This is a genomic window from Aeromonas molluscorum (assembly GCF_051376105.1).
GTDB classification, from domain to species: Bacteria; Pseudomonadota; Gammaproteobacteria; order Enterobacterales; family Aeromonadaceae; genus Aeromonas; species Aeromonas molluscorum.
The window spans coordinates 487,962-500,165 of the sequence record NZ_JBPQCY010000002.1 but is presented as its reverse complement, the minus strand read 5'-3'; the positions used below and the strand labels follow the sequence as shown (position 1 = coordinate 500,165).

Annotated in this window: 12 protein-coding genes; all 12 read right to left on the bottom strand. The window is 54.1% G+C overall.

Annotated features, from left to right (window positions below; all coding sequences use genetic code 11):
* The 12 genes from ACSMDR_RS12935 to ribF all read right to left on the bottom strand — a co-directional run bounded on the left by ACSMDR_RS12935 (position 1) and on the right by ribF (position 12,155).
* Positions 1 to 282, bottom strand: a complete 282-nt coding sequence (locus tag ACSMDR_RS12935; protein ID WP_436468520.1) for a TapY2 family type IVa secretion system protein — start codon at positions 280 to 282, stop codon at positions 1 to 3.
* On the bottom strand, positions 279 to 2,159 hold the full coding sequence (locus ACSMDR_RS12930) for a pilus assembly protein (protein ID WP_436468519.1): 1,881 nt from the start codon (positions 2,157 to 2,159) through the stop codon (positions 279 to 281). Before ACSMDR_RS12930 ends, ACSMDR_RS12935 begins: the two co-directional genes overlap by 4 nt.
* On the bottom strand, positions 2,116 to 3,882 hold the full coding sequence (locus ACSMDR_RS12925; RefSeq protein WP_436468518.1) for a hypothetical protein: 1,767 nt from the start codon (positions 3,880 to 3,882) through the stop codon (positions 2,116 to 2,118). The genes ACSMDR_RS12930 and ACSMDR_RS12925 overlap by 44 nt, the downstream gene beginning before the upstream one ends.
* 10 nt (positions 3,883 to 3,892) lie before the next feature.
* Positions 3,893 to 4,324 carry a type IVa pilus pseudopilin TppD gene (gene tppD, locus ACSMDR_RS12920; protein ID WP_436468517.1) on the bottom strand — a complete coding sequence of 144 codons (432 nt, stop codon included), beginning with the start codon at positions 4,322 to 4,324 and terminating at the stop codon, positions 3,893 to 3,895.
* Positions 4,321 to 5,304, bottom strand: coding sequence for a PilW family protein (locus ACSMDR_RS12915; protein WP_436468516.1), 984 nt, complete (start codon positions 5,302 to 5,304; stop codon positions 4,321 to 4,323). Before ACSMDR_RS12915 ends, tppD begins: the two co-directional genes overlap by 4 nt.
* A gap of 17 nt (positions 5,305 to 5,321) precedes the next feature.
* The gene (gene pilV / locus ACSMDR_RS12910; protein WP_436468515.1) at positions 5,322 to 5,897 is read right to left on the bottom strand and encodes a type IV pilus modification protein PilV; all 576 of its coding nucleotides are present in this window, start codon (positions 5,895 to 5,897) and stop codon (positions 5,322 to 5,324) included.
* A gap of 6 nt (positions 5,898 to 5,903) precedes the next feature.
* Positions 5,904 to 6,308 (bottom strand): type IVa pilus pseudopilin TppA, encoded by a 405-nt coding sequence (gene tppA / locus ACSMDR_RS12905; RefSeq protein ID WP_436468514.1) that lies wholly within the window; start codon positions 6,306 to 6,308, stop codon positions 5,904 to 5,906.
* A 109-nt stretch (positions 6,309 to 6,417) separates the two neighbouring features.
* A complete protein-coding gene (ispH, locus tag ACSMDR_RS12900; protein WP_436468513.1) occupies positions 6,418 to 7,353 on the bottom strand; it encodes a 4-hydroxy-3-methylbut-2-enyl diphosphate reductase in 936 nt (311 codons plus the stop codon).
* 2 nt (positions 7,354 to 7,355) lie between these two features.
* Positions 7,356 to 7,808: an FKBP-type peptidyl-prolyl cis-trans isomerase gene (gene fkpB / locus ACSMDR_RS12895; protein WP_436468512.1), complete on the bottom strand. Its 453-nt coding sequence runs from the start codon at positions 7,806 to 7,808 to the stop codon at positions 7,356 to 7,358.
* Positions 7,805 to 8,320 (bottom strand): signal peptidase II, encoded by a 516-nt coding sequence (lspA, locus tag ACSMDR_RS12890; RefSeq protein WP_436468511.1) that lies wholly within the window; start codon positions 8,318 to 8,320, stop codon positions 7,805 to 7,807. The genes fkpB and lspA overlap by 4 nt, the downstream gene beginning before the upstream one ends.
* On the bottom strand, positions 8,320 to 11,181 hold the full coding sequence (gene ileS / locus ACSMDR_RS12885) for an isoleucine--tRNA ligase (RefSeq protein WP_436468510.1): 2,862 nt from the start codon (positions 11,179 to 11,181) through the stop codon (positions 8,320 to 8,322). Before ileS ends, lspA begins: the two co-directional genes overlap by 1 nt.
* A complete protein-coding gene (gene ribF, locus ACSMDR_RS12880; protein ID WP_436468509.1) occupies positions 11,181 to 12,155 on the bottom strand; it encodes a bifunctional riboflavin kinase/FAD synthetase in 975 nt (324 codons plus the stop codon). Before ribF ends, ileS begins: the two co-directional genes overlap by 1 nt.
* Between the last annotated feature and the right edge of the window lie 49 nt (positions 12,156 to 12,204).

The window sequence follows — 12,204 nt, the reverse complement described above, 5'->3', positions numbered from 1 at the left end:
CTATCTCAGTTGATTCGCATCCTGTAGCTTCGCTTCTTTCGACTGAAATACATCCCCCACAGGCCGACACTCCAACACTTTGCTCACAGGTTGAATGACGCCATTGACTTCGTATCCCTTCTCCTTGAATTTTCCTTGTATTGCAATGGGGGAAGCGTCTCCCATCGTGCCCCGTAACACCACGCGCTGACCACTCGCCAACTCGACATAACACTTAATATCGGCGGCTTGTGCCCCTCCAAGCATGCTCAGGCCAAGTGCCATCCAAGAGAGAAGCCTCATGGTGTTTCTCCTTCATACAGATAGATTTTCTTGGGCGACATATCCATCTCAGCCTCTTCCGCCCCCTGGACACACTCGCCAGCCCCGGTGCAACGTTCTGGCTCACCATTGCCGTCATCTTTCAGGATAACTTCAGCACCGGTCCCCCCCCCGATGATCCGGATTTTAGCGTCATCTCCTGCATGTACGACCAGATCATCGGCTACCTTGTTTTGCACTTCGACATACCTTTCTGGCGTTTTATTGCCATCCAGGTCGACCACATATTTAAATGAGGTGCCGTAGTGCATATCGACCATGTACTGGCGAGCCGCCCCTATGGACTGAATGGTGCATTGTTGGAAAGACTGGATCTGTGGCAAGAATGAAGTGAAATAGAGTTTCCCCTGCAGCACCACACCGGCCCCCATGGACTTTTCACCAGGCTCGTTGAGCCAGTTTACCCAGCCCTTGGCACTGGTTATCCCCGCTTTAACCGTCAGTATGCCGTCATCTGTGGCCTGTGCTGACAAGGGATCGTTAGTTACATCATAGAGATTGGAAGCGAGAATCGGAGGAGGTACAGCACTAGCCGAACTTCTTACGGCCACATCATAGTCACGCAACATAAAGTAACCATTTCGCACCGTGGCCTCGGATGCGGGGCGGTTACGATCTCCACTGCCGATCAGCACTGCATCAAAGGGACGCTCTTGGTAGGAGTATCTAGGCTCCCCTCCCACGACGGTGCGAGTGACCTGCTTATTAATTGTTCTCACCACTATAGGTTGTGTAAAGAAGCGACGGTCATCGGCTTGGGCATTGTCGGATCCCAAGCTTGCCAGCTTGATCATACTGATCCGGTTGAGAGTCAACGCCGCTTGTGGGTTATTGGCATCTGTGAATATATCCATGCGCCAGATATTACCTCCGGTATCTCCTGCATAGACTCTATCGACTTTCCCATCACCATCACTATCAAGTGTGGCAACAGAACCGGGCATACTGTCGTCCATGCCTGATACCTGAAGGTTTTTAGTCGAAGTCACGCCGGGTGTGGCACTGAATAGTAACTTGCCATTGACCGAGCTCACTATATAAATTCCGCGCCCCAGACTATCCCCACTTCCCAGGCCCAACTCATCCTTGTTAACGTCATACCCACCCGCAAATATCAGCACGGGATCTGCCACACCTGGAATAAAGGCAACCTCTGGCACCGACCAAGTCAGCCCTAAACTGCCAAAACCTGTTTTTTGCGTATCAATATTCCATTTCAGGCTAGGGATGTCTGGTGAAGATATATCGAATGCATAATAAGCCTTACCACCACTACGAAGTCCGGTGAAGACCCAGACAAAGTCTCCTTCTGATGATTTTAGAACACCATTTCTATTGGTATCTTTTATCAAGGCTACAGGAGATGAATCAACTCCATAAATATGATCTGCCGATTCAGTGTTAAGACGTAGCGCTTGCTGATTTGTCATGAACTCATAAGGAATCGTTGCCCAACTCTCATCTATTGAACTCCCCATATCTTTAAACATATGCAGAAAACCAGCATTTGTCCCAAACAAAATTCTTAAGTCTGGAGCATCAGCTGGATTACCAGATTGGGGGCCATAGTTTAATACCAAAGGACGGGAATGAAGTGGGTCACCCATGATATGGCTGCGGATAAGGGTAGCGGCATCAAAATCCTCATCATCGACATCGACACCTTTAGCCCAGTTTATTAACTTATCTAAATCTGTGATATCACTGACCTTCATGAAGGCCATCAAGGCAGCTTCGCTTCCTGCTTGGGATACCAAGTTGGCCTTACTAAAAGAATCCAACCTGTTTTGTGCATTATTTATGACAAGGAGACTTCGATTGCTCTTCGCCGCCAACATCTCTTGAGCCCCCCCCTTCTGCTACCTTGTTACCATCGCGACCAGATGACCAGAAAGTTTGAGCACTATCGATGATAGTCCCGTCTGGCTTAATAGCTGGTAATCCTCGGCTGTCTACGATATAACCATCAGAAGAAAATTCTAATTTTTTTAGGTTACCACGCCATCTAGGACCATCGTCGGGTTCAAACATAGCATAGTAAATGTTGCTAAGACTCCGGGTTCGGTCAAAGTTATTACTGGCGATAGCCGGCGACACCAAAGACGTATTTATACGAAGGATGGCTAAAAGCGATGATTTAAGTGCATCAGTTAATGCTGACGCATTGGTCGCAGGATAATACTCACCACCGCCTCTTCTCGCTGCCTCTGCCAGTAAATTCCCCGCACCGGTAATCGCCTCATCACCAAACCCCACAGTAAAGGTCGTTACTGTCTGAGTTCCGGGTGACACACTATTAACATCTTTGTGTTTCATATAACCAGCCAAAGCAGCTAAATAACTACTCCTTTTGTTATTCCCAGAACCATAAGAAACAGTAGAGCCATAGGCCGCCTTCTCGTCGGTTGTGAGTGTATTGACCAACCCCTGGACGAAAGTATCTGAAGAGGTATCTTGGGTCGGTTCACCATCGGTGATATAAATGACATAGCCATTATTTGAACAGTTATCATAGGGTGCCTCATATGTTCCCTCTGGATTCTCGGCGGACTTATCTCGAGTTCCGCCTTGCAAGCCATATACGACTGACTTACCACCAAAAAACTGATATGCCTCACGCAACGTTTCACACAAAGGTGTATTGGTACTAGCTGTCAACCCTTCGACTCTATCCAGCAGATCTTGCTCACCCGTTTTACCATTTGCTAGGGTTATCTCATTTCCTAGGATATCCCTTAAAATACGACCACCATTGTTATCAGTATCATCATTTCGATTAAATACCGCCAGACCGAAATCAACTCCTGGCGTGGATGATATCAACCCACTTACCGCATCCTTGGCAATGCGCAACCTCGATTCAATAGAAAAGCCGGTAGGCCCATAATACCAGCGAATATAGTTGGCAGAATATAGTAGCACGCTAGTGTTGCTGGCGTTGTCATAGTTATTTATATTTGTGGTATAAAACCAAGATCCGCTATTATTCCCTGTTTTATCAACTGGATATCCACTCCCAACGGACCAGGTCCCTATATAGGGGTTTCCAGGATTACTGGCGAGAACGTCCTGCTTGCAATCTACCAAATATATACTACTTTCTCGATAATTACTGATTGAATTCCAATCACCTCGACCACGTCCAGGAGGGGTGCCATTGTTGACTTCATAGGTCCAAACTTGCGATTGAAAATAGCCTACGTTAGCCAATGGTGTTTTTGATGTAGCACAAGCATTTATCTTATCGGAAAAACGCTTGGCACTGGTTATTTCTGGCACCGAACCATCTGTCGAAAAATATATATATTTCTTACTACTATTCGTATCTGGATCACTGGCAAGAGGAGGATAGATTGTCGCTGGATTATAAGACTCTTTCACCTGCTCCATGGTTTCGCTCATGCTGCCGGAGTTATCAAATATCAGCAGCACCTTGGGTCTGAAGTCGCCAGCCTTATTGAAGTCATAGATAAACAGTTCGGTATCATCCGCCCTGACGGTCGTTGCACACAGCACCAGACAGCTCCAGCACAATGCCACTCCAGCTTTGCGTAACCACATATCCTTGCTCCTATTTGGTGAGCAGTGGTTGCTCAACCCCGACAGTCCAATCCATTGGTCGAGCATGCTTGCCATAATTCAGCTCCGCTTGCATCTCAGCATATTTGCAGGCGGGTATCACATTCTGGCTGCTGGCATCGAACTTTCGTTTACACACAGTTTCTGAGCGATCTATCAAGGAAACTGATGTCGAGACATTGCTGCTGTTTACACTGACAGCCGCACTGGCGCCCATATTAGCGATCAGAGTCGATAGATTGTTGCTTCGCATGGCCGCCTCAATGACTCCCTCAAGCTGATGTTCAGCCTGACGTAAACTGGCGGCAGAGCCCGCCATCTTGAGATCTTGGCCTGATGACTGCATGACCACCACGGCAATCAGGGTCAACGGCAGCAGGATAAAGAGTGCAACAATCAACGCCACACCACGCTGGGTTTTCATGCCCCTCCCCCCAAGATCATCGCCGGGTTGCGCAGGGAAACGCTACTCTCCAATAGCAGCCGACGAAAGCCATCGCCATTCCCTTGCACGCTGACAGTGCCAACCTGATAGGTATTGTTATTTACATAACTGGTCGAAGCGCGTAGCGATCGCACCAGAATAAAGACTCTGGCGGCAATAACACGCCCCTCACTCCACTCTTGGTCAGTCACATTATTTGTCGCTACATATCGCTCAATAGTTCCGTCCGGTACCAGGCTATCATCAACACCAAACAGCACACTCAGCCTCTCGATCCCTTCAGCCATGGCACCACCAATGAGAAGTGACCCACCATTTGCGGTCAGGTAACGCTTTCTCAGCTCTGGATTACCTGTCGCTGTATTTGGGGAGAGGTAATAGACAAAATGCTGGTATTCCCATAGTTGACGCGCTGGCATGGCAGCATCACTTGGCACAACCTCACCCCCTTTAAACATCTGGGCAGTTTGAGTTGTTGTCGCAAGGTAAAAACGGTTTCCGGTGGCTACCCCATCGGCCAAAGGGCGACCAATCAAGCGTTTTATACTGACAACATCAGTATTAGCCATGCGTGACGCTGCGGGAATACAGGCAAAGGCCCCACCTGCTATTAGCTTGTTATTATCAACACGCACTACCCAAAGCGGACGCATAGAGCCTGTCGCAGACGGCAAGCTACCGCGTCCCAACTCATCAAGGCAATCACTCGCGCTGGCAATGATAGATCCAGCGCTGAGTGCCACTCCCTGCCCTATCGTCATAGGCAGACCAGTATAATCGCCCCAGAAGCCAGCCCATTTCAGATCCTGGGTCAACAAGCGCATTGCCACTCGGCCATTTTCCTGCAGTTCACTCTGGTCAAAGGAGTCTTCGGTAGTGGATCGAGACACCACAAAGATACTCAGTCCGCCGCCCACCAGAAACACGCCAATCACCATGGCGATCAGCCACTCAATCAACGTGAATCCCCCGGACTTCATAGCGTCGTCGTCAGGACAAACTGACGCCTTTGGTTATCTTCCACATCATCCACCCCACAGTCGTCCCGAACATCGGCCACGGCACTGGCTCCATCGGACAGCGCCTCCTTGCCACGCCAGAAGATACCGACAGTGAGACTATTGTTAGCACCCCGTATTACGCAGCCTACAGGGGCCTGCAAGGAAGAGGCTGCCCCCGATACCCCGGCGCCCAATAGCGACTGTTGCCAGTAAAAGAGGTCTAGGTTGCGCAAGTCGCTGCGGCTGCACGCGGCCATGGTGCCATCAGCGTTGGCGCATCCAGGAAGGGCCTGATTAGTGCCTCCGGAGATCAGGTCAACTGTTTGACCCGACCAGCTATCTTTGTTGATCCTCACCCTCTCGACCAGATCGTTGGCGAGCCAGCTGGCAATAGTGCGTTGACGGGATTCGTAACTGGAGAATTTGGCAGTGGCCTGCATGGCCACCAGACCCAGTAACCCAAAAGAGAGGATCACAGCGGCAATCATCACTTCCAGCAGGCTAAAACCACGCTGGGATTGACATCTTCTCGGAGGAGTGGTGGTTAACATTATCTCTTACCAACATTCATCGTTTTGATTCCCGGCCAGATTTTCTGCCTGTGTAGCACCATCTTGATCGAGGGAAAAGATAATGCAGTCACTGTCTCTCCCCTGAGCACCTGATGCCGTTGCAAACAGAATGTAACTATTCGCTGCGGCAGAGATCACCAGATGGTAGTAGCCGGAATCAGAAACGTCAGGAATGTTGAGAGAGCCAGCCGCTGAGGTATAGCGGTTAAAGTCCATAAAATAGGTTTCTTGCCGGTTAGCGGCATCCAACAGCATCTTTTTGGCTTCAACACGGTGGCTAGACAGCACATAGCGCTGATAAGAGGGGTAACCGATTGCACCGAGGATCGCCACTATGGCGACCACGATCATCAGTTCAATGAGAGAAAAACCTCGAAAAGACCCAATCATGACCCATCCTTGGCGATTGAATATTTCTTAGTCTAACGCCAGATTTGTCATTGCAACAAACCTGGCGTCAGTATCTTCACACTTTGTTCTTAAGCCTGATCAGGGCTAACTAAATAATTCTAAGTTCAGGGGGCACTTCGAACACCACGTTCTCTTCGCGCCCCGGGTGTTCCGCAACGATCTTGCCGCCCAGCTCACGCAGGCGGGCTATGACGTTCTTCACCAACACCTCAGGAGCCGAGGCGCCAGCAGTAACGCCTATGGCCTTGACCCCCTCCAGCCAGCCAGGATCTATCATGGAAGCATCATCGATGAGGTAGGCACGGGCCCCCACTTTCTCGGCCAGCTCACGGAGGCGATTGGAGTTGGAGGAGTTGCGCGAACCGACCACCAGCATGGCTTCCACCAGCCCGGCCATCTCCCGCACCGCATCCTGGCGGTTCTGGGTGGCGTAGCAGATGTCGTCCTTGCGCGGCCCCTGGATCTTGGGGAACTGCTTGCGCAGTGCATCGATGACATCCGAGGTCTCATCCACACTCAAGGTGGTCTGGGTGACAAAGCAGAGATCATCCGGGTTCTTCACCTTGAGATTGGCCACGTCCTGCGGCGTCTCCACCAGATACATGCCGCCCTCAGGGTTTTCATACTGTCCCATGGTGCCGATCACCTCAGGATGGCCTGCATGGCCGATGAGCACGGCCTCGGAGCCTTTGCGACTGGCACGGTGGACTTCCATATGCACCTTGGTCACCAGCGGGCAGGTGGCATCGAACACCTTGAGAGCACGGGATTTTGCCATCTCGCGCACTGTCTTGGCCACGCCATGGGCCGAGAAGATGACGATGCTGTCATCCGGCACCTCATCCAACTCCTCGACAAAAACAGCACCCGCGTCCTTGAGCTTGTTCACTACATAGCGGTTGTGTACCACCTCGTGGCGCACGTAGATGGGAGCACCGAATTTTTCCAACGCGCTCTCGACTATGCTGATTGCACGATCGACACCCGCGCAGAAACCACGGGGGTTAGCCAGCAGAATATCCACGATCAGAGCACCTCTTTCACATCATCAACGGCCAGGATTTCCACCTCGAAGGTGACGGTATGTCCCGCCAGTGGATGGTTGAAATCAACCGTCACCGACGCGCCTTCCGCCGCCCGCACTATGCCGGGCAGCTCGCCGCCATTGGGCTGGTCGAAGACGATGATGGCGCCAACCTTGGGCTCCACATCCGCGCCGAACTTGGCCCTGTCCAGATGATAGATGTTGTCCGGGTTGGACAGACCAAATGCCTGCTCCGGCGCCAAGGTGAAGCTCTTGGCCTCCCCTTGCCGCAGGCCCAGCAAGCACTGCTCAAAGGTATCAGTCAGACTGCCATCCCCCATGGTCAGACGGGCCGGTTTGCCGTGCAACTGAGTGCTGTCGGCGACGGAGCCATCTTCCAGCTTGATGGTGAAGTGGAACAGCACAGTACTGTCATGGCTGATGAGCTTGCTCATAACGACTCCTTGCCTTGCTTGTTCGCCGCCTTTTCGCCTCGAAAACCTTCCAGCACTATCATGGTCGCACCGATGAAGATGAAGCTGTCAGCCAAGTTGAACGCAGGCCAGTGGGAACGCTGCCAGTAGAAATCGAGGAAATCGACCACATGACCCAGTACCAGCCGATCAAAGACGTTGCCAAGGGCCCCGCCGATGATCAGGGAATAGGCGATACCGCTCCAGCGCATGGTCACCGGCTGCTTGCGCAGCCAATGCATCAGCAGGCCACAGATAGCAAAGGCCAACAGAGCGAAGAACCAGCGCTGCCAGCCCCCCTGATCGGCCAGGAAGCTAAATGCCGCCCCTTTGTTGTAGACATGCACCAGATTGAAGAAGGGGGCAATCTCCACCCCCGGGTAGCCAAACGGCAGCATCTTGACCACGGCCAACTTAGTCGCCTGGTCAAGCATGAAGGCCACAACCGCCAGCCACAGCCAGCGCAGGCCACTCTTTTCATGAGTCATCTTCATCAGGCAAATTGACGAGCTTCGCCGTCACCCTCAACGTTGCTAACGCAGCGGCCACAGATCTCTTCGTGACCGGCTATGGTGCCCACGTCTTCCACATGGTGCCAGCAGCGATCGCACTTGGCGGCCGCAGACTGGGCCACATTCAGCCACAAATCGTCACGCTCGGTCGCAACGCTGCCTTCCGGCATGCGGTCTGCCAGGACCACGTTGGCCTTGGAGGTGAGCAGCACGAAACGCAGCTCGTCGCTCAGGGCATTGAGACGTTCGGCCAGAGCAGGCTTGGCGAACAGGGTCAGCTCGGCCTGCAAAGAACCACCGATACGCTTCTCACCACGGGCGGCTTCCAGGGCCTTGTTCACCTCACCGCGCACGGTCAGGATTTCGGCCCAGAACTCATCCCCCATCTGCTCACCGGCAGCCAGGCCATAGAGGCCGTCATACCACTCTTCGGTGAACACGAACTCAGTACGCTCACCCGGCAGCAGAGCCCAGATCTCATCGGCGGTGAAGCTCATGATGGGCGCCATCCAGCGAACCATGGCCTCGGCGATGTGGTAGAGGGCACTCTGGCAGGAGCGACGCGCCAGACCATCGGCCTTGGCGGTGTACTGGCGATCCTTGATCACATCCAGATAGAAGGAACCCATCTCGATGGAGCAGAACTGCATCAACTTCTGAGTCACGCCATGGAAGTTGTAGGACTCATAAGCTTCGATGATCTCGGCTTGGACAGCCTGAGCCCGGCCCACGGCCCAGCGATCCACCACGACCATGTCGGCAGGCGCCACCATGTCGGTTGCCGGATTGAAACCGCTGAGGTTGGCCAGCAGGAAGCGGGCGGTATTGCGGATACGGCGATAGGCATCGGCGCTACGCTTGAGGATCTCGTCGGAGACCGTCATCTCGCCGGTGTAGTCGGTGCTGGCTACCCACAAACGCAGTATGTCGGCACCCAGCTTATTCATCACATCCTGAGGACTGACCACATTACCGATGGACTTGGACATCTTGCGACCCTGACCATCGACGGTGAAGCCGTGAGTCAGCACCTGGTTGTAGGGCGCCTTGTTATTCATGGCCACCCCTATCATCAGGGAAGACATGAACCAGCCACGGTGCTGATCCGAACCTTCCAGATAGAGATCGGCGGAGTGGCCGTTGAACTCGGGGCGTGCAGCGACCACAGAGGAGTGGGTCGAGCCCGAATCAAACCAGACATCCAGGGTGTCAGGCACCTTGTCGTAGTTGTCGGCATCGCTGCCCAGCAGATCGGCCTTGTCCAGATCCCACCAGGCCTGGATGCCTTCTTGCTCGACCCGCTTGGCAACTTCGTGCATCAGGTGCACGGATTCCGGGTGCAGCTGCTGGGTCTCTTTGTGAACGAACAGGGAGATGGGCACACCCCAGGTACGCTGACGGGAGATACACCAGTCCGGGCGATTCTCGACCATGGCCTGGATGCGGTTCTTGCCCCAGGCCGGTACCCAGCCGCTCTGACCCTGCTGCGCGATGCCATCTTGCTCGATGCGCTCGATCTCGGCCAGCGCCTGCTTGCGCAGCCCTTGCTGCTCCATGCTGATGAACCACTGGGGGGTGGCACGGAAGATGATCGGGGTCTTGTGACGCCAGCAATGCGGGTAGGAGTGGTTGAACACCTTGTGATGGAGCAAAGCGCCATGACTCTTGAGCACTTCTACCACTGCGGTATTGGCTTTGAAGACATGCTGACCGGCGAACAACGGGGTATCCGGCAGATAAACCCCATTGCTGCCAACGGGGTTAGCCACTTCCAGACCATACTTCTGGCCGACCACGAAGTCTTCCTGACCGTGACCAGGCGCAGTGTGCACCGCGCCGGTACCGGCATCGAGGGTAACGTGCTCACCCAGTACCACAGGGACATCGAAGCTGTAGAAGGGGTGCTTGAAGCGCAGCAGCTCAAGGGCCGTGCCCTTGGCATAACCCAGATTGTGGAAGTGATCGATACCGGCTCGGTCCATCACGTCCTTGACCAGGTCGGCGGCCAGGATCAGGCGCTCCGGGTGCTCACCTTCAACCTGGACCAGGGCATAGTCCAGATCCGCATGCAGCGCGACGGCGCGGTTGGCCGGCAGGGTCCAGGGGGTGGTAGTCCAGATAACGACGGAGAGCGCGCCACGGCCATAATGGCCCTCGGCGCAGTCGAACTTGGCTGCCACGTCAGCCTCGTCGACGGCCTTGAAGCGCACATCGATGGAGGGGGAGTCCTTGTCGTAATATTCCACTTCGGCTTCAGCCAGGGCGGAGCCACAGTCGGTACACCAGTGCACCGGCTTGGAGCCCTTGTGCAGATGGCCGTTGTCGACGATCTTGGCCAGGGAGCGGATGATGTTGGCTTCGGTGCCAAAGTCCATGGTCAGGTAGGGCTTCTCCCAATCCCCCAGCACACCCAGACGGACGAAGTCGGTCTTCTGGGCCTCAATCTGGGTCTTGGCGTACTTGCGACACTCGGCGCGGAATTCGGCAGCGGAAACCTTGACGCCAGGCTTGCCAACCTTGCCTTCCACTTTCAGCTCGATGGGCAGACCATGGCAGTCCCAACCCGGCACATAGGGGGAGTCGAAACCGGACAGCCCCTTGGACTTGATGATGATGTCTTTTAGGATCTTGTTGACCGAGTGACCAATGTGAATGCTGCCGTTCGCATAGGGAGGGCCGTCATGCAGGATGAATGAAGGCTTGCCCGCTTTGGCGCGGCGAATTGCCCCGTAGAGATCCTGATCGTACCAACGCTTGAGCATACCGGGTTCGCGCTTGGCCAGATCGCCACGCATCGGGAACTCGGTTTCCGGAAGATTCAGGGTGTGTTTATAGTCGCTCATCAGTCCTGGGTTCCCTTCTTTTCTAAAAGAGTGCTGGGTAAATTGAATAACGGCAGCCCAAACCAGGCTCGGGCTGCCTGGGCATCTCGTTCGATCTGCTCTTTCAAGGCGGAGAAAGAGGCAAATTTTTGCTCTTCGCGCAGTTTGTGGCGAAGCAGCACCTTGACCTGTTGACCGTAGAGATCGCCAGAAAAATCAAATAAATGTACTTCCAATCTGGCCTGCGAGCCGCTCAATGTCGGCCTCACACCCACATTGGCAACGCCGGGGAATAGATTGCCGGAACATACCACTTCCACCGCAAACACGCCACCGACCGGGCTGACCCGGCGCTTGAGGGCAAGGTTGGCCGTCGGAAAACCTATGGTGCGTCCCAGCTTGTCACCATGAGCCACCCGGCCAGTGATGGCATAGGGACGACCGAGCATCAGTTCCACCTCGGCCAGGCGGCCCGCGCTGAGGGCTTCCCGCACTAGGGTGCTGCTGACCCGCTGGCGGGCAAGCTGGAAGCTCTGGGTGCTGACCACCTCGAAACCGTGACGGCGTCCGGCTTGTTGCAGCAGTTGAAAATCCCCCTCCCGGCCCTTACCGAAGCGGAAATCATCCCCCACCACCAGGTAGCGAACCCCGAGCTTCTCGACCAGCAGCTGCTTGATAAAGATGTCGGCGGACTGGGCGGCAAACTCGCGGCTAAAACGCACGCAAAGCAGGCGGTCTATGTGCAGTGCCGCCAGCGCCTCTACCTTCTCTCGCAGGCGGGAGAGGCGAGCGGGCGCGTCATCCCCTGCAAACAGCTCCAGGGGCTGAGGCTCAAACAGCATGACGCAGGCTGGCAGCCCAAGAGCGGCAGCCTTCTCCTGCAAGCGCGTCAACACCGCCTGGTGACCCTGATGGACCCCATCAAAGTTGCCAATGGTCAACACACAGCCCTCGTGACGGGGCTTGAGATTGTGAATACCGCGGATAAGCTCCATCAGTGCCTTGTGTTCTGCTGCTGTCGAAATCGCCGGATTATATATCAGG